At 59.7% G+C, this 20166-nt stretch carries 19 protein-coding genes and 1 tRNA gene; 11 read left to right on the top strand and 9 right to left on the bottom strand.

All coding sequences use genetic code 11. The annotated features are described in order from the left end of the window. Nucleotides 1-124: 124 nt before the first annotated feature. A complete protein-coding gene (locus CYA_RS02990) occupies nt 125-1258 on the top strand; it encodes a histidine kinase (protein ID WP_011429533.1) in 1134 nt (377 codons plus the stop codon). Here CYA_RS02990 and CYA_RS02995 read toward each other — a convergent pair. The 6 genes from CYA_RS02995 to CYA_RS03020 all read right to left on the bottom strand — a co-directional run bounded on the left by CYA_RS02995 (nt 1224) and on the right by CYA_RS03020 (nt 7457). Next, the gene (locus CYA_RS02995; RefSeq protein ID WP_011429534.1) at nt 1224-1724 is read right to left on the bottom strand and encodes a fasciclin domain-containing protein; all 501 of its coding nucleotides are present in this window, start codon (nt 1722-1724) and stop codon (nt 1224-1226) included. The two genes, CYA_RS02990 and CYA_RS02995, sit on opposite strands and share 35 nt — an antisense overlap. Nucleotides 1725-1858: 134 nt before the next feature. Continuing rightward, nucleotides 1859-3169, bottom strand: a complete 1311-nt coding sequence (locus tag CYA_RS03000; protein WP_011429535.1) for a CO2 hydration protein — start codon at nt 3167-3169, stop codon at nt 1859-1861. 45 nt (nt 3170-3214) lie between these two features. After that, complete coding sequence (locus CYA_RS03005) at nt 3215-4744, bottom strand: NADH-quinone oxidoreductase subunit M (protein ID WP_011429536.1); 1530 nt, start codon at nt 4742-4744, stop codon at nt 3215-3217. Nucleotides 4745-4784: 40 nt separating this feature from the next. Next, complete coding sequence (locus CYA_RS03010) at nt 4785-6620, bottom strand: NAD(P)H-quinone oxidoreductase subunit F (RefSeq protein ID WP_011429537.1); 1836 nt, start codon at nt 6618-6620, stop codon at nt 4785-4787. Between the two features lie 352 nt (nt 6621-6972). Beyond that, nucleotides 6973-7080: a photosystem II reaction center protein PsbM gene (gene psbM / locus CYA_RS03015; RefSeq protein ID WP_011429539.1), complete on the bottom strand. Its 108-nt coding sequence runs from the start codon at nt 7078-7080 to the stop codon at nt 6973-6975. Nucleotides 7081-7160: 80 nt separating this feature from the next. Then, on the bottom strand, nt 7161-7457 hold the full coding sequence (locus CYA_RS03020; RefSeq protein ID WP_011429540.1) for a 2Fe-2S iron-sulfur cluster-binding protein: 297 nt from the start codon (nt 7455-7457) through the stop codon (nt 7161-7163). Between the two features lie 362 nt (nt 7458-7819). Here CYA_RS03020 and psbB point away from each other — a divergent pair, with 362 nt between their 5' ends. From psbB to CYA_RS03035, 3 genes are all read left to right on the top strand, one after another. Continuing rightward, nucleotides 7820-9352: a photosystem II chlorophyll-binding protein CP47 gene (psbB, locus tag CYA_RS03025; protein ID WP_011429541.1), complete on the top strand. Its 1533-nt coding sequence runs from the start codon at nt 7820-7822 to the stop codon at nt 9350-9352. Between the two features lie 113 nt (nt 9353-9465). Continuing rightward, the gene (locus CYA_RS03030) at nt 9466-9564 is read left to right on the top strand and encodes a photosystem II reaction center protein T (RefSeq protein WP_011429542.1); all 99 of its coding nucleotides are present in this window, start codon (nt 9466-9468) and stop codon (nt 9562-9564) included. Nucleotides 9565-9961: 397 nt separating this feature from the next. Beyond that, nucleotides 9962-10369, top strand: coding sequence for a response regulator (locus CYA_RS03035; RefSeq protein ID WP_011429543.1), 408 nt, complete (start codon nt 9962-9964; stop codon nt 10367-10369). Here CYA_RS03035 and purQ read toward each other — a convergent pair. Both purQ and purS read right to left on the bottom strand, forming a co-directional pair. Further along, nucleotides 10366-11043 carry a phosphoribosylformylglycinamidine synthase subunit PurQ gene (purQ, locus tag CYA_RS03040; RefSeq protein WP_011429544.1) on the bottom strand — a complete coding sequence of 226 codons (678 nt, stop codon included), beginning with the start codon at nt 11041-11043 and terminating at the stop codon, nt 10366-10368. The two genes, CYA_RS03035 and purQ, sit on opposite strands and share 4 nt — an antisense overlap. A 52-nt stretch (nt 11044-11095) precedes the next feature. After that, complete coding sequence (purS, locus tag CYA_RS03045) at nt 11096-11353, bottom strand: phosphoribosylformylglycinamidine synthase subunit PurS (RefSeq protein ID WP_011429545.1); 258 nt, start codon at nt 11351-11353, stop codon at nt 11096-11098. A gap of 59 nt (nt 11354-11412) precedes the next feature. Here purS and CYA_RS03050 point away from each other — a divergent pair, with 59 nt between their 5' ends. Both CYA_RS03050 and CYA_RS03055 read left to right on the top strand, forming a co-directional pair. Beyond that, nucleotides 11413-12186 carry an ABC transporter permease gene (locus CYA_RS03050; RefSeq protein ID WP_011429546.1) on the top strand — a complete coding sequence of 258 codons (774 nt, stop codon included), beginning with the start codon at nt 11413-11415 and terminating at the stop codon, nt 12184-12186. A gap of 46 nt (nt 12187-12232) precedes the next feature. Next, nucleotides 12233-12961, top strand: coding sequence for a 2-phosphosulfolactate phosphatase family protein (locus tag CYA_RS03055; RefSeq protein ID WP_011429547.1), 729 nt, complete (start codon nt 12233-12235; stop codon nt 12959-12961). Here CYA_RS03055 and CYA_RS03060 read toward each other — a convergent pair. Beyond that, nucleotides 12958-13242 (bottom strand): hypothetical protein, encoded by a 285-nt coding sequence (locus tag CYA_RS03060; protein ID WP_049749713.1) that lies wholly within the window; start codon nt 13240-13242, stop codon nt 12958-12960. The two genes, CYA_RS03055 and CYA_RS03060, sit on opposite strands and share 4 nt — an antisense overlap. A 206-nt stretch (nt 13243-13448) precedes the next feature. Here CYA_RS03060 and argC point away from each other — a divergent pair, with 206 nt between their 5' ends. From argC to CYA_RS03085, 5 genes are all read left to right on the top strand, one after another. Next, nucleotides 13449-14555, top strand: a complete 1107-nt coding sequence (gene argC / locus CYA_RS03065; RefSeq protein ID WP_011429549.1) for an N-acetyl-gamma-glutamyl-phosphate reductase — start codon at nt 13449-13451, stop codon at nt 14553-14555. Between the two features lie 38 nt (nt 14556-14593). Next, the gene (locus tag CYA_RS03070; protein WP_228375424.1) at nt 14594-16024 is read left to right on the top strand and encodes a hypothetical protein; all 1431 of its coding nucleotides are present in this window, start codon (nt 14594-14596) and stop codon (nt 16022-16024) included. 230 nt (nt 16025-16254) lie between these two features. Further along, nucleotides 16255-17337: a tocopherol cyclase family protein gene (locus CYA_RS03075; protein ID WP_011429551.1), complete on the top strand. Its 1083-nt coding sequence runs from the start codon at nt 16255-16257 to the stop codon at nt 17335-17337. A gap of 150 nt (nt 17338-17487) precedes the next feature. Next, nucleotides 17488-17561 (top strand) — tRNA-Arg (locus CYA_RS03080). 119 nt (nt 17562-17680) lie between these two features. Further along, on the top strand, nt 17681-20155 hold the full coding sequence (locus CYA_RS03085; protein ID WP_011429552.1) for an ATP-dependent Clp protease ATP-binding subunit: 2475 nt from the start codon (nt 17681-17683) through the stop codon (nt 20153-20155). Nucleotides 20156-20166: the final 11 nt, after the last annotated feature.

The following is a 20166-nucleotide window of genomic DNA, read 5'->3' on the forward strand; positions in this document are numbered from 1 at the left end:
CTCCTAAACTTTTCCCAAAGTTAAGTGTTAGGAAGGTAAAGGACGGGCAGCGAGGGAGCCGGGTTTCGTTGGCGGCAACCTCTGCTGCTGCAGACCTCATCTTTGGCCCTTGGGACTTTTGCCTATGCAAACTTCGCTAGATCGCACCTCCACCCGTTCTGGCATTCGCCTGCTGTTGTTTGCTCAGGGTCGAGCCAATATCGAGGAACTGGCGGAGCAATTGCGTCGGCACATCCAGGGGCTGCCGGGCCAGCATCCTGCCCATCTGAAGGTGGTACCGCTGGAGGAGCACCCCTACCTAGCAGAGCACTACAAGTTGGTGGTGACGCCAGCCTTGGTGAAAGCAGAACCCCTGCCGGCTCAGGTCTTGGCGGGCGAAGATCTGGCGACGCAGTTGGAAGTGTGGTGGCCCCGCTGGCAGGGTCAGGCGGCTTTGGTTTCCTACCAGGAAGAGGCGGGTCAAGATCCTGCTCCTCCCCCGACCACCGAGGCGTTGTTGCAAATGTCGGAAGAGGTGTTTTCGCTGCGCCAGGAGCGCGCCCAACTGCGGGAGCAGTTGGACTTCAAAGACCGCGTTCTGGCCATGCTGGTGCACGATTTGCGCAGCCCCCTGACGGCTACAGCCCTGGCGGTCGAAACCCTACAGCAAGGGCGAGAAGGATCCCTGGACAAGGCGGTGGAGCGGCAGTTGTTCGAGCATGCCCGCCAGCAATTGCGCAAGATGGACAGCATGATCACCGATATTCTCGAGTCGGCCCGTGGCAGTGCCTCGGAGCTGCGGATTCGAGCCGTGGAAACTCAGTTGGCCAGCCTATGCCAGCCAGTGATCGAGGAGCTACTGCCTCGCATCCAAGCCAAGCAATTGCAGTTTCAAGCCGATATTCCGGTGGATCTGCCCACAGTTCACGTGGATCCCGACAAGATCCGCCAGGTTATTTTCAACCTGTTGGACAATGCCATCAAGTACACTCCCGCCGGGGGATCCATCCGCCTCAACATCCTCCACCGCACCAGCCAAAAGGTACAGGTGACCGTCAGCGACACCGGCCCTGGGATCCCGGAAGCCGAGCAAGAGAACATCTTCTCCGATGCGGTGCGCCTATCCCGCGACCAACAGCAGGAAGGCTATGGCATTGGCCTTTCCCTTTGCCGTCGCATCGTGCGCGCCCACTATGGCCAGATTTGGGTGGAATCGATCCTGGGCAAGGGCAGCAGTTTTCATTTCACCTTGCCGGTGTATCGACTCTGCGGTCGCTAGCCAAGCTTTGGCCCTCGCTTTTCCCTGTTTCTCCCGAGAGCATGATCGGCCAGAACCAGTGGGGGCGCATCAGGATCACGGTGTCGATGACGTGAATGATGCCGTTGTCCGCCTCGATATCCGCCTGGATAACGGTGGCATTGTTCACCTCAAACACGTCCCCCTCGATAAACAAATCGATGGGGGATCCCTCTACCGAGCCTACACGCTGGTACTTGGCCAAATCCGCCTTTTTCAGGCGACCGGGCACCACGTGGTAACACAAAATGCGAGTCAATTGGGGGATGTTTTGCACTAGGGTGGTGACGGTGCCGGGGGGCAACTTGGCAAAAGCCGCATCGGTGGGCGCAAAAACAGTGAAAGGGCCAGGGCCTTTCAAAGTATCCACCAAGTTTGCCGCCTTCACGGCTGTAACCAAGGTGGAAAAACCCTCAGCAGAAACTGCAATATCGACAATATCAGGCATGGCCAAGATCCTTGTTTTGCTGAAGTGGGAATAAAGGTCTGGACGGCAGGTTCAGAAGAGCAGTTGGGTCCAAGCAGGATCGGGAAAAGGGAAAGCCAAAACCGACCACCTGAAATCGGCGTAATTGTCCTCAACTAGCGGTAGTTTTGATCCTGAATATAGGAGAGGCGGGCTGCCTCGCGGATGCCGTATTCCGGTCGGGTGAAGCGATTGAGCTGTCCCTCAAAATAACGGCGGTTCATCATCAAATGCCGCGGGTTGGGATCGTCCAGAGGATACAAGAAAGCGGCTCTCCCCGCCTGGATCACGGCTGAAGTAACGTTGTACATGGAGCGCTGGAAGCTGATCCCAAGCTGGATCAGCATGTCGTCTTCACCACGGCAATGCTTGCGGTAATACTCCACCAAATACTGGGGCAAAAAGTGGTACATATCCTGGTGCAAAAGGGTCGGCGGGATCCCGGCACTGGCCACGGGAAACTTGTCGGCGTAGAGAACCCCGTAGTGAAAGTCCAACTGGTTAACGGGCACTTGGTTGGCCTGGGCGTTATAGGACTTGGTGCCGCGGAAGGGAGAAGAGCGATAAAACACCGCCTCTACGTAGGGGAAAGCCGCCTCGTATAGCCAGGTAAATCCCTTGGATTTGGGCACAATATCGTACCATTCTCCGCGGATGCGCACCCGGTGATAAATGGGCCGTCCGGCAACGGCGAAGATCCCCCTGACCAAGAAGTTCATCGCCTCCGGCACGCTGGTAATTTTGCCCTCGTCGTAGAGATCGCTCATTTCAAAGAAAACCGGCGCCATCACCTCCCAAAAGAGTCCCAGCACTGAATACATGGTGGCCTGGCGGCATAGCTCTAAAAACATGTCTGGGAAGAGCTTGTATAGCCCCATCAACAGAGGGTTGCCTTGGCAGTAGGCGCGGATGGCGCGGTCGGCATTTTGCTTGTATTCTTCCGAATCCATATAGGGATCCAGCAGGCCCCCCATATCCCGGTGCCAGAGCATGGCCCGCATACATTCTTCGGCAAATTCCATGTTGATGCGGTCATGCCAAAGGTGATGCAAAATCCGCGGCAGCTTGCGCTTGAGCTCCCCTTTTTCCATGAACTCCAGCAGTTCCGGGTGGGCCGTAGCGGGGCCGCGCCAAATGCGCAAATCGGCATTATCCCCCGCGTAGTGGTTGGCCAGCTTCAAATATTCTTCGGGAATGATGAACTTAAAAAAGGGCAAGGGATCCACAAACACCTGCTCGGCAATGTAGAGCAGATCGCGCCAGTAAAAGTCCATCGGCACCGCATAGGCTTTGTAGAGGCCGATAATTTGCATCAGGTTTTCCGGCGTATCCGGCAGCATCGATCCCCCTGCCTCGAGGCGATGCACCACCTCGGCAAAGGGATGGGTGGAAGGGGGGAGCTTGGGCGTAACCAGGGTCGTCGTCATGGAAAAAGTCTCCAACTCTTCACTGCCTTCGGCTAGGGGAGAAAGTCATGAGCTTGCGTTGTCCATCAGGGATCCCTGCAGCAAACTGGAGGGAGAAGAATGTTCGGCTTCCGCGATGACAAGCGTCTGGGCTTGAGCCACCTGGGTGGATAGAGTAAAGGCCAAGGTTTGGGGCCATTTCACCAGGTTCATGGGCTGGATCCCAAACCAGACGATCAAGGCAGTTAAAAGAAAGCCCGGGATCCGCTCCCAACCTTGCACCCGGGGGTAGTAGGCGGTGCGGTTGTCCAATTTGCCGAAGCAGGTGCGGTTGAGCAAAATCACAAAATACACCGCCGTCAAGCCGGTGCCGCAGATGCTGAGCAACGTGGGCAACGGAAAATCTTGGTAGCTGCCCTGGAAGATCAAAAACTCGGCCACAAAGCCCACCAAGCCCGGGATCCCGGCGCTGGCCATGCCGCCCAAGATCAACAGGGCACTCACCGTGGGCAGGCCGCGCAGGGGATTGAGCAGGCCGTTGATCACGTTGAGATCCCGCGTTCCCACCTTGCGCTCCACCAGGCCCACCAGATCAAACAGCAGCGCCAGAATCAGGCCGTGGGAGACCATCTGCACCATCGCCCCCGTCAGGCTAATCGGCGTGGCCGCCGCCATACCCAGCAGGATGTAGCCCATATGGCCGATGGAGCTGTAGGCCACCATGCGCTTGATGTCTTTTTGGGCGATGGCCGCCAAAGCCCCCGACAGCACAGCAATAGCCCCCCACCAGGCCAGCAGCCCACTCAGATCGGCCCAAACCTGGGGAAACAACTGCAGCCCAAAGCGAAACAGACCATAGGTGCCCAACTTGGAGAGCACCCCTCCCAGCAGCACCGCCACCGGCGGGGAAGACTCGCCGTAGGCGTCGGGCAGCCAGGTGTGGAAGGGCACCAGCGGCATCTTGATGCCAAAGGCCACAATCAAAGCCAACAGGGCCAGGGTTTGGGCAGCGGGGCCCAGGGAGCTGATGCGAATCTCGGCCAGCTCAAAAGTATGGGGATCCCCCAGCCAGTAGACGGCCAGAAACGCCCCCAACAGGAAGACGGCGGAAACAGCGGTGTAGATCAAAAACTTGATGGCGGCATAATCCCGCTTGGGGCTGCCCCAGATGGAAATGAGCAAGTAGATCGGGATCAGCACCAGCTCGTAAAAGAGGAAAAACAACAGCAGGTTCTGGGCGGCAAAAGCCCCGTTGACCGACCCACTCATCAGCAGAATGCAGCCGTAAAAGAGATTGGGCCGCTTGGTCTCCGGCTCAGCCGTCAAAATGGCGATGAGAGTGAGCAGCCCGTTCAGGGCCACCATCAACAAAGCCAGCCCGTCCAAGCCCAGGGAGTAGCTCAGCCCGATTTGCGGGATCCAATCCCACCGCTGCTCCCACTGAAAGCCGGTCGCCTGCACGTCGAAGCGGGTAAACAGAAATAGCGAGATGGCCAACGGGATCCCGGCCAAGACCACCGCCAGCTTGCGCCCTCCCAAGCCCAGGAACAGCAGCAGGGATCCCAAAATCGGCAACACAATCAAGGCACTCAGCATGGTCTTTTCCCTCTTTCTTAAGGACTCCGTCCCCCTCTGCCTAGAGAATTAGCCAGCCCAGCAGGGCCACCCCCACCACAATCGTCAGCACATAGGCCTGCAACTGGCCGGAGGTGGTGTATTTCAAAACCTGACCTCCTGCCAGCACAACTAAGCTGGTCAAATTCACCACGCCGTCCACCACGTAGCGGTCAAAGAGGGCCGTAACCTCAGAAATGATGCGCACCACAAACACCACGCTGGCGCGGTAGAGCTTGGGGGTGTAGAAGTCGTTGGCCAGCAGATCCTGCCAGTCGGCCAAGAAAGCCCAGTCCACTGGCCGCCGCCCCCGCGGCAGGTACAGCCAGGCTCCCAACGCGATGCCCGCCAAGCTGGATCCGGCCATCACCGCAATCGGGATCCCCTGCAGAGCCGGCAAGAGATCCAAGGCCGCCAGAATCATCGGCACATGCAGCGTCACCCCCATCATGGCCGTGCTGGGCAACATCATCGGCCAGTGCACCTCTGGGGAGCGCTCGCTCATCTGCTGCGGCTTGCCTCCCCAAACCAGGCCGAATACCCGCGTCAGCCCCAGCGCCGTTACCGCGTTGGTGACCAGCACCACTGCCGCCCACAGCCCCTGCCCCGATTGCGCCAACTGCTGCCACAGATCCGTCAGCACCCAGAAGGAGCCGAAAGGCGGCAGGGCCACCATGCCGGCCATCCCCGTCAAAAAGCACAGGCCGGAAATGGGCCGCCGCGACCACAAGCCCCCCAGATAGCGCAGATCCTGGGTAATGCTGTTCCAGATCACCATGCCCAGCGCCATCACCAGCAAGGCCATCGCCGGCGCATAGGTGAGCAGCAGTTGGTAGGCCTGTTGCGTGTGTCCTGTGCCCACCGCTACAAAGATCAAGCCCATGTAGGCGCTCACCAGGTAGGACAAGGCCCGCTTGGCATCAATTTGGGCCAGGGCCACCAGGGATCCCCCCACTGCCGTCAGCCCCCCGATCACCAGCATCAGCCGCAACACCGTCGGGGAAAGCTCATAGAGCGGCTGCAGCCGAATCAACACCCAAGCTCCTGTGCCCACCACCACCGCATTGCGCAAGATCGTAGAGGGGATCGGCCCTTCCATCGCCTCATCCAGCCACAGATGCAGAGGGAACTGGGCACACTTGCCCACAGGGCCGGCCAGCAACCCCAGCCCCACCAAGGCGATCAAGTTCGGATCCACAGAGATAGCTCCTGCCTGCACCGACTTTGCCCAAGCCGTCAAGTCCTCAAACTCCCAGGATCCCGTCAAAGGATAGATGGCGATGACCCCCATCAAGAGCAACAGGTCGCCGATGCGCTTGGTTAGAAAAGCATCCCGGGCCCCAGTTACCACCAGCGATTGGTTAAACCAAAAGCCCACCAACAGGTAGGTGCCCAGAGTCAAAATCTCCAGGATGACGTAGCTGAAAAACAAAGAGTCGCACAGAGCCAGAGCGCACATCCCCCCCTCAAACAGGCCCAGCAGCGAGAAGAACCGCGCCCAGCCCCAGTCCATTTCCATGTAGCCAAAGCCGTAGATCTGGGCCGCCAGGTTTAGCCCCGTCACCACGGCGCAGGCCCCCAGCGTTAGCGATGAAACCTGCAGCGGCAGCTCCAACACCAGATCCCCTACCTGCAGCCAGGGCAGCCGAATCACCTGCGCCGGCTGATCCCAAATCGCCACCAGCGCCCCCACACTGTGCAAGAACGCCACCAAGGTCAGCAGCGCATTTAGATAGCCCGCCGGTCGGGGGCCGGTGCGCCGGGTGATCCCAGGGGACCAAATCAACGCCCCCAGCCACGCCACTAGCGCATAGAGGGGAATTAACCACGCGGTTCTGACCAGCCCGTCCAAACTCATAATCCTCCTTACGGCCAGGAATCCCGCCTGACCCCATCGCCTACTGAGATCCTGTAAAAAATCTTAAGAGGCATCCTAGTGGCAAACTAGGATAGACAAAAATCAAGTTTTCCGATGAAGGCTATAGATTTCTAGCTAGGGAAGCGGAAACCTTCTCGCAGGCAACACAGACAGGCAGGAACCGTTGCCGGAGGGCTCCAGGTGGAGAGGGCCTCGGCCAAGGGACAGCTTGGCGCAAAAAGTAGAGGGATCCCCTTTTCCAGCGGGGATCCCCGTCGAGCTTTGGATGTCATCGTCGACTGTGAGCCTTGGTTCCTCAGCAGGAGGTAAGACTTGCCTTCATGGGCCTAGGTCAGCTCTCCGACTTGCTGGAAGTCTGCACGTACAAGATCACCAGGAAGATCGAGGGCACCAGAATAACCAAAATGGTGGCCAAAAGGCCCAGGTAGTTCGTCTCCATAGCTGCACACGCCGCAAACCCAACTGGCAGCTAGCATACCATTCTCAGGTACGCCTTGCCCAAAAGCGGCCAAGCCGGCTCTAGGGTTTCGTCTTCACCGCAACATCCCCCAATACCTTCGTCTGGCAGGCGAGACGATAGGTATCGGGCTTGCGCTTGAGCTTGCGGTTTTCCGCCTCGGTGCGGGGAGAGAGGTTCTCGGCTCCCTCGACAATCTCCACCACACAGGTGCCACACTGGCCGTTGCCGCCGCAGTTGAGCAGCTTGGCCATCATCTTGTAGAGGTCGATCTGGTTCTCCAGCGCCTTCAAGCGCAGGTTAGCGCCTTCCGCGACGACGATCTCTCTATTCTCGTTGACAAAGCGAATCGTTGCCATAATCTCGCCCGAAACCACGACACCTTTCAGATTGAGCCAGGAAAGCTCCAGGGTTTGCTAAGTATTGTTACACTTTAAATCATATTTTTAATCTTTGGCGAGAGATCTGGGAAGATGATGGCAGATAAGAGGGCATCCCGCCTGAAGCCGCTCAGGTCAGTTGCGTTTCGTTATACTGTTTGATGCCTGTGATGAAAATTCTGAGAGCGATGTCCTCACTGGGTGCGCTCTTGGGTTAGGTGGGTGCGGCACCCCTCGACACTGAAGAGACTGCTTAGGTAAGGATCCCAGGTGAAGATGTCGGCTTCAGTTTTTTGACTGGATATCGCGCAAGTGTTGGAGAACGTGGAGGATCGAGCTTTATGGGACTACCGTGGTACCGGGTCCACACCGTTGTATTAAATGACCCAGGTCGCCTGATCGCGGTACACCTGATGCACACTGCGCTGGTGGCAGGTTGGGCCGGATCGATGGCGCTGTATGAAACGGCTATTTTCGATCCATCGGATCCTGTCCTGAATCCGATGTGGCGTCAGGGCATGTTCGTCATGCCATTCATGGTGCGTCTGGGGGTGGTCAACTCCTGGGGCGGCTGGAATATCTACGGCGAGAGCGTGGCCAATCCCGGCTTCTGGACGTTTGAAGGGGTAGCCACTGCTCACATTGTTTTGTCTGGCTTGCTCTTTTTGGCCGCCTGCTGGCACTGGGTGTACTGGGATCTGGAGCTGTTCCGGGATCCCCGTACCGGCGAGCCGGCTTTGGACTTGCCGAAGATTTTTGGGATCCACCTGCTCTTGGCCGGGATCCTTTGTTTCGGCTTTGGGGCTTTTCACCTGACGGGGGTGTTTGGCCCAGGGATGTGGGTCAGCGACCCCTACGCGACGACAGGGCATGTGCAGCCGGTGGCGCCGGAGTGGGGGCCGGCAGGGTTTAACCCCTACAACGCTGGCGGGGTGGTGGCCCACCACATTGCCGCGGGCATCGTGGGCATCATTGCCGGCCTGTTTCACATTACAGTACGCCCACCCCAACGCCTCTACAAGGCTCTGCGCATGGGGAACATTGAGAGCGTGCTCTCCAGCTCGATTGCGGCCGTGTTTTTTGCCGGCTTTGTGGTGGCCGGGACGATGTGGTACGGCAGTGCCACCACTCCTGTGGAGCTGTTTGGCCCCACCCGCTACCAATGGGACTCCGGCTATTTCAACCAGGAAATTAACCGGCGCGTCAATGCCGCTATGGAGGCCGGGATGACCCGCAGCGAGGCCTACAATTCTCTCCCCAAGTCGCTGCTCTTCTACGATTACGTGGGTAACAGCCCGGCCAAGGGTGGTTTGTTCCGGGCTGGTCCGATGAACAAGGGAGACGGTATTGCTATCGAGTGGCTGGGCTACCCCGTCTTCCGGGACCGTGAAAGTCGGGAGCTGACGGTGCAACGCATGCCCAACTTCTTCGAGACGTTCCCCGTCATCCTGCGGGACGCCGATGGCGTGGTGCGGGCGGACATTCCCTTCCGGCGCGCCGAGTCACGCTACAGCTTTGAGCAGGTGGGCGTGACGGTGGAGTTCTACGGCGGCAAGCTGGACGGTCAGGTGTTCACTGACCCGCCAACGGTTAAAAAGTATGCCCGTATGGCTCAGTTGGGCCAGCTCTTCGAGTTCGACCGCGAAACGCCTAAGGCCGACGGCACTTTCCACACCAGCCCCCGCGGTTGGTTTACCTTCGCCCACGCGGTCTTTGCGCTGCTGTTCTTCTTCGGGCACATCTGGCACGGCGCCCGTACTCTCTTCCGGGATGTGTTCGCCGGTATTGACCCGAACATGAGCGAGGAAATGGTGGAATTCGGCGTCTTCCAGAAAGTGGGGGATCCCACCACGCGCAAGGTGCAAGAAGCGTAAGGCTTTCTCGCGGGATGACCGCCGGCACTCTGTTTCTCTGGGGAGAGGGGGTGCTGGCGGCTTTGAGCTAATCTGGAATCAAGCCCCCTTAGGATTCTGATTTGGAGGTTGGTATGGAAGCCATCACCTACACCTTTATTCTGTTTTTGACGCTGGGCCTTCTGTTTTTTGCCGTCGCCTTTCGCGAAACTCCTAGGATTCAGAAGAAGTAACCTGCGCCAGGGGCTGCTGTTGTCGGCTTGCTGAGAGTGTTGAGTGGGTTGAGGCGGCCAAAAGAGACGGCAGTTGTACCCCGTACAAGGCCGGAAAAATCCCCGGCCTTGTTTTTGTTTTGTTTTCAGAGGGCGCTCGGTTCCAGGCTGGTAGAGTACCCCCCAGGCAACCCAGCAAAGCTGTTTTCAAAACGGTAGCTGTCCTCTCCTGCTGGCAGAGGGGGTAGCTACTGGCGCTACTTTATTGAGCTTTATTGAGATTTGTTATCAGTATTTTGGAGGGGGAGCTCTTGTCCCACTGCTCGAATGGGATGGCTAGAATTGCTTCGGGATGGTTTCCAGAACTACGGGGATTGCTGCGGCTCGAGTTCGCAACCAAGTCAACTTCAGGTTAGCGATGGCAACAGTGCTGCTGGTGGAAGACGATCCAATTAACGCCCGCGTTTTCGACAAAGTGTTGCGGCGGCGAGGCGGGTTTGAGGTCTTTCACAGCCAGGATGTGGAGGAGATCCTACGGCTGGCGCAGGCGCACGAGGTGGACGTGATTTTGCTGGATGTCTCCCTTTCTCAAAGCACCTTTCGTGGCGAGGCCGTGGACGGGATCCGCATTGCCCAACTGCTGAAGGGGGATCCCAAAAGCAGCTCCATTCCCATCATTTTGGTGACGGCCCATGCCATGCGGGGCGACCGCGAGGCCTTTTTGGCTCAAAGTGGGGCCAATGGCTACATCGCCAAGCCGGTGGTGGATCACGAGGAGATGGTGAACCAGGTGCGCAGGGTGTTGGCTCAGGCCCAGCAGGGCTAACCGGCCAGGCTTTGGACAATGGACTGCCAAAAGGGGATCCCATCCTGCCCCGGCAAGTCGGGATCCGCCGCCCGCTCCGGGTGAGGCATCAGGCCGAGGATGCGACCGCTAGGGTCACAAATGCCGGCGATGTTGTCCACCGAGCCATTGGGCGCGACCGGAGCATAGCGAAAGACGATCTGCCCCCTGTCCTGCAACTGCTTGAGGGTATCGGCATCGCAGACGTAGCGGCCTTCCCCATGGGCGATGGGCAGGGTCAGGGTGGCTCCGCAAGGGTAAGCGCTGGTCCAGGGCAGGTCTTGCCGCTCCACGCGGATCCCTACCCGGTCGCAGATAAAGTGCAGGTTGGCGTTGCGCACCAGCGCCCCCGGCAGCAGACCGGCTTCTGTCAAGATCTGGAAGCCGTTGCAAATGCCCAGGACATAGCCCCCCCGCGCCCCATGCTCGGCCAGGGATCCCATCACTGGCGCAAAACGGGCCAGCGCCCCAGCTCGTAGATAATCCCCGTAGCTGAAGCCCCCTGGCAGCACCACCACATCCAGCCCCGATAAATCGGTTTCCCGGTGCCAGATGAGTCGCGTCGGGCAGCCCAAGAGGCCGCGGGTTACCCAGGCCACGTCGCGGTCACAATTGGAACCGGGGAAAACGACAATGCCAAACCTTACCTTAGCCATGGGGATCCCTTGCTGTGAAAACAAAAAGGTGGTGAGGGCTAGGCGTGAGCAATCAACTCTCTACAGGATCCACTTGGATTTGATAGGTCTCGATGACCGGATTGGCCAGCAGTTGCTCGCACAGCTCGTTCACCTGCTCTCGGGCAGTTTCGGCGTCAGGGGCCTCTAGCCGCAGTTGGATGTGTTTGCCAATGCGCACTCCCTGCACCTGGGTATGCCCTAACCGATGCAAGCTAGCCTGGAGAGCAGCCCCAGCAGGATCAAGTACCGAGGGGCGCAGGTGGATCTGAATCTGGGCCTGGAACTGCATAGAATAAAGCTGGACTTCTACAAGTGTATAGCTGGATGTCGCTTGCTTGAGGTCAGCTTATGGATGCGGCGCGCGTCGTGGCCATTGCCCAGAATGTTTTCCGGGAAACGATTCGGGATCGCGTTCTCTATCTGGTGATGGTGTTTGCGGTGGCCATGTTGGGAGCCATCGTTTTGATCCCCCAGGTAGCCAACCAGGCCCACAACAAGATCATTGCCGATCTGGGTCTGGCCGCTATCCACTTCCTGGCGCTGGTGGTGGCTATTTTCGTCGGCACCGGGCTGGTGAATAAAGAGATCGAGAGGCGCACGGTCTATGTGCTGATTGCCAAGCCCATGAGCCGGGCGGAGTTTATTGTCGGCAAGCATCTGGGCCTGTCGGCTTTGCTGTCGGTGCTGCTGGTCATAATGACGGCCGTCTTTTTGCTCAGCCTGCTGTTGGTGCAGGCCCCCATTTCCCCCTGGGCCATTCTCTGGGCAGTAGTTTTCACCTTTTTGGAACTGGTGCTGATTGTGGCGGCAGCGCTGCTGTTTGGGGTTTTTACCTCTCCAATTTTGGCCACCCTCTACACCATTGCCCTGTTCATTATGGGCCACGCCAGCCGCGCCCTGCTGCAGTTAAGCAAGCTGGTGGAAGACGCAGGTTTTGGCAAGGTGTTCGAGGTCATTTACTTGGTCTTGCCGGATCTGGAGCGCTTTAATCTAAGAGATGCTGCCGTTTACGGCCAAATTCCTCCGCCCACCCAGCTCCTTGGTGACGCGCTTTACGGTCTGATCTACACCGTTTTGCTGCTCATTTTGACGGTGCTGGTGTTTGCCCGGCGTGAGTTCTAATAAGCTCTCGTGGGGCTCTAGTTGAACCTTTTTTGCTCCCTCTCTCATGCAACTTTTCCACTTCCACACCCCTGAGCAAGTCCCTCCGGCAGGGATCCCAGCCTGCGCAGTGGCCATCGACGTGCTGCGGGCCACCACCACCATCGCCGCAGCTCTGGCGGCAGGGGCAGAGGCCGTTGAGGTGTTTGCCGACTTGCAGTCCTTGCAAGCGGCCAGCCGGAGCTGGCCGGCCTCCAAACGGCTCTTGGCCGGGGAGCGAGGCGGCAAAACGGTGACGGGATTTGACCTAGGCAACTCCCCCCGCGAGTACACCCCAGAGCGCGTGCGGGACCAGCGCATCTTCATGAGTACCACCAACGGCACCCGCACCCTGCAGCGCTTAGAAAGGATCCCGGTGGTGATCACGGCGGCCCTGGTGAACTTGGGAGCGGTAGTGGAGTTTCTCAGGCGAGGAGCTTTTGCCGAGGTGTGGCTGGTGGGATCCGGCTGGGAAGGGGCGTTTGCTTTGGAAGACACCGCCTGTGCCGGGGCAGTTCTGCATCGCCTGGGCTGCTCGTGGGAGCAGTTGGGCAACGACGAGGCAGTAGCCGCCCTGGCCCTCTACCAAACTTGGCAAGACAATCTCCTGGGCCTGTTGCGGCGCTCCAGCCATGGGCAGCGGCTGCTGGCAATTAGCCCCGAAAACGACAGCGACCTGGCCTATTGTGCCAAGTTGGATCGGCTCTCAGTGGTGCCCCAGCAGGTTCAGCCCGGAGTTTTGGCCCTCGCCGGCTAGCTGGCCTGGGGTGTCTTGTCGGCAACAGCCAAAGCCTTCTGGTGCAGCCACTCCTGCCATTCTCCCGGGATCAGCTTGCTGTGAAACGCATCTCCAGAGACAAACATATCCCGCTGGTTTTGGGCCAAAACAAAAATGGAGCGGCGGTCGAAATGGGAGGTGAGCTTGTAGAGGGTGTAGGGGCCTTCGGAGTAGAGGGTCAACGTTTCCTGATCCAGGCCGTGGCGGCTGCTTTGGCCGCAGGCCCGCAGGATCATGTTGATCAATTGTTCGTAGTACATATAACCCTTCCCGACGAGGTAGGGAACATCCCTGGGCACGACCTCAACAGCCAAGGCGGCTGCTGAGGCCCGAGCGGCTCGCGTGAGCCCAGTATAACTCCCGGCTCAGGCAACACTGAGCCCAACAGAGCAGGTGAGTTCAACCAAGGCAGCGGCAAATGCGATAAATAGTAAGGCAAGCCGTCAATTTTGTGCAGGCAGCCCCCATGGCCACTACGGCGCCTCGTTCTCTTCCTCCCACCGATCCCGTCCGTGTCGCCATTGTCGGGGCCTCCGGGTATGGAGGGGTGCAGTTAGCGCGGCTGCTCAGCGAACACCCCGGCGCGCAGATCACCTACCTGGCCGGTCAAGACAGCGCCGGCAAACGCTACGGGGATCTCTATCCTCACTTGGCCCAGGCGGTGGATTTGACCATCCAGCCTGTGGATGTGGAGGCCATTGCTGCTAGCAGCGACGTTGTCTTTTTGTCTCTGCCCAACGGCCTGGCGGCAGACCTGGCGCCGCCTTTGCTGGCCAAAGGGTGCAAAGTTCTCGATCTCTCAGCAGACTACCGCTTTCGCAACCTGGCCACCTACCAATCCTGGTATCGCTTGGGGCAGACGGATCCCAACTGGCCTAGCCCTGCCTATCGCCAGGCCAACGAGCAGGCGGTTTACGGGCTGCCAGAACTCTACCGGGAGGCCATCGCCCAAGCGCAACTGGTAGCCTGCCCCGGCTGCTACCCCACGGCCTCCCTGTTGGCGGTTGCCCCTCTGCTGCGGCAGGGGTTGGTGGAGCTGGACAGCCTGATTTTCGATGCCAAATCGGGCGTCTCGGGGGCGGGCCGCACCCCCAAGCTGGGATCCCTATTTGCCGAGGTGGACAGCTCGCTAGGCGCCTATGGCGTGGCCCAACACCGGCACACACCCGAGATCGAGCAGGCCTGCTCCGACCTCACCCACACCCCCATCACCGTGCAATTTACGCCCCACCTGGTGCCGATGGTGCGGGGCATCCACGTGACCTTGTACGCCAACCTGCGGGATCCCGGCCTTGTGGGCGAAGATCTCATCACCATTTACAACGCCTTCTATCGCCAATCCCCCTGGGTCAAGGTGCTGCCCCGCGGCGTTTACCCGCAAACCAAGTGGGTTGCCGGCACCAACACCTGCATGATTGGGGTGGAAGTGGATACCCGCACCAACCGAGTCATTGTCCTGTCGGTCATCGACAACCTCATGAAGGGACAAGCCGGGCAAGCGGTGCAATGCCTCAACCTAATGATGGGGTGGCCGGAAACCTTGGGCCTACCACAGCTCGCCTTTTACCCCTAGCTATAATGCCGGTAATGCCCCTGAGGCCAAGTTTGCCCATGCCTGAGTTCTTCTCCCCCAATCTCGATCCCAACGCTGCCCCACCTGCCGCGCCGGCGAACTCTCCACCTTCTAGGGCCGGGGATCTGAACTGGGAGGAGCTGTGGCGGCAACTGGAGGCGGGCTGGCAGGAGCTGCCCCGACGCTCCGAAGAAACAGTGCAGCAGACCCTAGCTCGTTGGCAACTGGAGTGGGGCGGCTTGTGCCGCGAGGCGCGAGATCGGCTGCAGGCAACTCTAGACAAAGCCAGAGCCACAACCTCTCCAGAGCCCCTCCCGCGAGAGCTGCAAGCGCTTTTGCCTCTGCTCAACCCCTGCCAATGGGAGGTGGTCATCGGCTCTCTGGAACGGGCCGCCGACCGAGCCTGGGTGGCCAGCCTGCTGTATCACAGCCTGCAGGAGCCACCACACCCCGAAGCAGCCACCAACGGCATCCCTGCCTGGGCGGGGGCCTTGACCTCTGAGCAGCGCTCTACCTTGGAGGCGATGAGCCTGCGGGCCTATGGCAACAGCCGCCTACCTTTGGTGATGGACAAAAGCGGCGAGATCCAAGTGGAAGCCTCAGCCGCCCTCTTGGCCGCCCTTATTGCTGTCGAGATCGGCAGCGTGGGATCCGCAGGCGCCCTCTCTTTGCTGGGCACACCGGAGCTGCGCAAGCTCTTGAATGCCGAGGGCAAGCTGCGGCGCAGCGTCTTAAAACAGGGGCGAACTGCCCTCACAGAAGAGGAATGGCAAACTCTGCGCCAGTGGCTTGATCCCAAGGGATCCCCCCCCGACTGGTACCTCTCCCTCACCCAAGTGGGGATCCAAACCACCCAAGTGGGGGACTATCTGGCGCGGCGGCTGCGGGAGTTTTTCCAAAGCGAATGGATCAAGCTGGTGATCCCGCCCCTGTACCACTTGGTTATCGACGCCGTGCGGCTGTTGACGGGAGAAGTGTTTCTCAGCGTGGGCACAACCCTAGAATCGGCTTTGGAGTCGGCAGAGGCGGGGCGACGCCTGGAGTTGCTGCTGCAAGCTTTGCCCCAGGCCCGGCACATTCCCAGTCCCAAGCGCATCCAAGCCGCTCTTCCCGCCGTTGTGGAGGCTGCTGAGACAACCCTCAGGCCGCTCTTGGCGCGCCAGTTGATGACGGTGGCCGACATCTTCGACCCGCCCATTCGCAACGAAAGCCTCAACGAATTGGGGCGGCAACTCAACCTCTGGAATCCCTTGCAGTTTTTGCTCACCTGGGGTACGTCTGGCTGGCTGGGCGCTCTGCTAGATGAGATCAAAAAATTGCAGCAAACCTACCCGGAAATGCCCTTGTGGGAGAGCTATCGGCAAGGGGTTGAGACGGCAGTGCAAGCGCCTCGAGTGATGGATCAGGCGGAAGCCTTGCGCCTTACCGCCAAGAGCTTGGATCCCAAGATAGAACCGTCGGACGACTAACCTAGCGCAGGCGTACCCTACCCCCTCAGCCGAAGTGCCCCCATCTGCGGGCGTATTCAGCATCGCATAGGGCACAAACTTAAGGCCGAAAAGTCCCAAAAAGTTGGACTTAAAATCTCAGCTTGGTTGATATCCTAAAAGCAGACAGACATAGAAACAATACAATTGTTCTTTTGGTAGCTATAGACTTTTTTCTATCTTCTGGCGATTCTCGAGGGAGTTGCTCTCCGGTGGCAGAGTGCTTTAAGCAAAACGGCTCAACGGACTGGGGATCCCTGCCCCATGGCGGCTATCACTGGGATGGCTGTGCCGAGCCGTTTTTCGAGGGCTGGTACAGCCGGGTCACTTTACCTGGGGATCCGCCCCTCAGCTTTGCCTTCATGTACGCCATCGACCCCAGGCGGGGAGGCATGGCGCAGGTGTTGGGGCCAGAGGAGGAGCTGCATTGGCGCACCTTCCCCAATCCACAGCGCTTCTGGGCCAGTTGGCGGCACCTGGCCTTGGGGCACGCTGGCGGGCCAGGCGAGAGCTGGCGAGGGCTGCAGGAGCCCCTCACCTTCTTCCAACACACCGCCAGCGGCTACCAATACACCGCCCGCCTCAACCAGGGGATCCTGCCAGATCCTGTCAGAGGCGAGGCCATCCGCTGGCTCTATCGCATTCAACTCTGCTCTGCCTACGGGATCCCGCCGCGGGCCACCATGGGAGCCTGGTCTTATCTGCCCATCTTCGAGCCGGGCTGGCAGATCCTGATGAGCCACGGCCTGGCCAGCGGCTGGGTGGAGTGGCGGGGCAGGCGCTTCGAATTCGAGCAGGCCCCCGCCTACGCCGAAAAAAACTGGGGACAAAGCTTCCCTCGCCGCTGGTTTTGGATCCAGTGCAACGCCTTTCCCAACCATTCCGGCCTCAGCCTCACCTGCGCCGGAGCCGAGCGGCAGGTGCTCACCCGCCCCGAAGAAGTCGCCCTGATCAGCCTGCACGGCGGGGGATCCCAGCCTTTTTTGGAGTGGCGGCCCGGCCAAGCTCGGCTAACCTGGCAGGTGGATCCCTGGGGATCCTGGCAGGTGCGCGGCGAAGACGCCCGTTGGTGCATCCAACTGGAAGGTCACACCCAGCGGCCTGGGCAAACCGTCTTCACCCCTGGCCCGGAAGGGATGCGGCGCAACTGCCGCGACACCCTGGCCGGCCATCTGCAGGTGCGGCTGTGGCAGCGCAACGGCCAGGTCTGGACGCAGGTGCTTGCGGCCAGCAGCTCCCAAGCCGGCCTCGAGGTGGGGGGAGAAGTTCCGCGATCCTGGCCAGGGCATTGTTGAACGTTGGCGGATATCTACACCCCCGTTGGACTTCCCAAAAAACGCTCTTGTGCTAAAATACCTAAGCCACATTGATAAGCTTCCATCTCTGGATAGGAGAGACGGGTCTTCAACCGTGGCTGTTTCGCTTTTCTTGCAGGTAGATAGCTTGCGCCTGTAGCTCAGTGGACTAGAGCACGTGGCTACGGACCACGGTGTCGGGAGTTCAAATCTCTCCAGGCGCGTTACGATCCCAGATGATTTTTCGTCTGGGGTATTTACCGTCCCTTAGTTGGCCTGAATCCTGTGTTAGGATTAGGCCTATCAAGTCCGCCTTGATGCAGGCGTAGGGAGCCCGAGGATCATGTTTGAACGCTTTACGGAAAAAGCCATCAAGGTGATCATGCTGGCCCAGGAGGAGGCCAGACGGTTGGGTCACAATTTCGTTGGCACCGAGCAAATCTTGTTGGGGTTAATCGGCGAGGGCACTGGGGTCGCCGCCAAAGTTCTCAAGTCCATGGGAGTGAACTTGAAGGACGCCCGCATTGAAGTCGAGAAAATTATTGGCCGGGGATCCGGCTTTGTGGCCGTCGAGATCCCTTTCACTCCCCGCGCCAAGCGAGTGCTGGAGCTCTCCTTAGAAGAAGCTCGCCAGCTCGGCCACAACTACATCGGCACTGAGCACCTGCTCCTGGGCCTGATCCGCGAAGGGGAAGGGGTAGCTGCTCGCGTCCTGGAAAACCTGGGGGTGGATCTGTCCAAGGTGCGCACCCAGGTGATCCGCATGTTGGGCGAGACCGCCGAAGTGACGGCGGGGGGTGGGTCTTCCAGCCGCACCAAGACGCCAACCCTGGACGAATTCGGCTCCAACCTCACCCAATTGGCCCAAGAGGGCAAGCTGGATCCCGTGGTGGGTCGGACGCGGGAGATCGAGCGCGTGATCCAGATCTTGGGCCGCCGCACCAAGAACAACCCCGTTCTTATCGGCGAGCCGGGCGTGGGCAAGACCGCCATCGCCGAAGGTCTGGCCCAGCGCATCGTGCAGGGGGACGTGCCCGACATCTTGGCCGACAAGCGGGTGGTCAGCCTGGATATCGGCCTGTTGGTGGCTGGCACCAAGTACCGCGGCGAGTTTGAGGAGCGCCTCAAGAAGATCATGGATGAGATCCGCAACGCCGGCAACATCATCCTGGTCATCGACGAGGTGCACACCCTCATTGGAGCCGGGGCTGCCGAAGGGGCCATCGATGCCGCCAACATCCTCAAGCCGGCTTTGGCCCGCGGCGAGCTGCAGTGCATCGGCGCCACCACGCTGGATGAGTACCGCAAGCACATCGAGCGGGATGCCGCCCTGGAGCGTCGCTTCCAGCCCATCATGGTGGGCGAGCCGAGCGTTTCAGAGACGATCGAGATCCTGTTTGGCCTGCGGGAGCGCTACGAGCAGCACCACAAGCTGAAGATCTCCGACGCGGCCTTGGAGGCAGCGGCCAAGCTGGCCGACCAATACATCTCTGACCGCTTCCTGCCGGACAAGGCCATCGACCTCATCGACGAGGCGGCTTCGCGGGTGCGCCTGATCAACTCGCAACTGCCGCCGGCGGCGCGGGAGCTGGATCAGGAGCTGCGGCGGGTGCTTAAGGAGAAGGATGCCGCGGTGCGGGCCCAAGACTTCGACAGGGCCGGCGAGCTGCGGGATCGGGAGATGGAGATCAAGCAGCAGATCCGCGCCATTGCGGCGGCCAAAAAAGCCGAGGAAAGCAGCCGCCAAGAGATGCCAGAGGTCACCGAAGAGGACATCGCCCAAGTGGTGAGCGCCTGGACGGGCGTGCCAGTGGCCAAGCTGACCGAGAGCGAGTCGGAGAAGCTGCTGCACATGGAGGAAACCCTGCACCAGCGCATCATCGGCCAAGATGAGGCGGTGCGGGCCATCTCGCGGGCCATTCGTCGGGCTCGCGTGGGGCTGAAAAACCCCAACCGTCCCATCGCCAGCTTCATCTTCTCCGGCCCAACAGGGGTAGGCAAAACCGAGCTGACCAAAGCCCTGGCGGCCTACTTCTTCGGCTCCGAGTCGGCTATGATCCGCCTCGACATGTCGGAGTACATGGAGCGGCACACGGTCAGCAAGCTGATCGGATCCCCGCCCGGATATGTCGGCTACAACGAGGGGGGGCAGCTTACGGAAGCGGTGCGGCGCCGTCCCTACACGGTGGTGCTCTTCGATGAGATCGAGAAGGCCCACCCGGACGTGTTCAACCTGCTGCTGCAGATCCTGGAGGACGGCCGCCTGACCGACGCCAAGGGCCGCACGGTGGACTTCAAAAACACCCTGATCGTGATGACCTCGAACATTGGCTCGAAGGTCATCGAGAAGGGTGGTGGCAGCCTCGGCTTCGAGTTCAACACCAACGACGAAGATGCGAACTACAACCGCATCCGCAACTTGGTGCACGAGGAGCTGAAGCAGTACTTCCGCCCCGAGTTCCTCAACCGGGTGGACGAGATCATCGTCTTCCGGCAACTGACCAAGGAGGAAGTGAAGCAGATCGCCGACATCCTGCTCAAGGAAGTGTTCGACCGCATGAAGGAGAAGAAGATTTACCTCACGGTCAGCGATCGCTTCAAGGATCTGCTGGTGGAGGAGGGCTACAACCCCAGCTATGGGGCACGTCCGCTGCGCCGTGCTATTCAGCGCCTGTTGGAAGACATCCTGGCAGAAGAGATCTTGACTGGCCACGTCAAAGAGGGATCAGAAGTCCTCATCGATGTGGACGAGGAGCGTAAGCCCAAGGTGCTGGTCACGGAGCCGGAGCGGGTGCTCTTGCCCCAGGGAGCGGAGTAAAGCTGCCGCCT

Source organism: Synechococcus sp. JA-3-3Ab, from assembly GCF_000013205.1.
GTDB lineage: Bacteria > Cyanobacteriota > Cyanobacteriia > Thermostichales > Thermostichaceae > Thermostichus.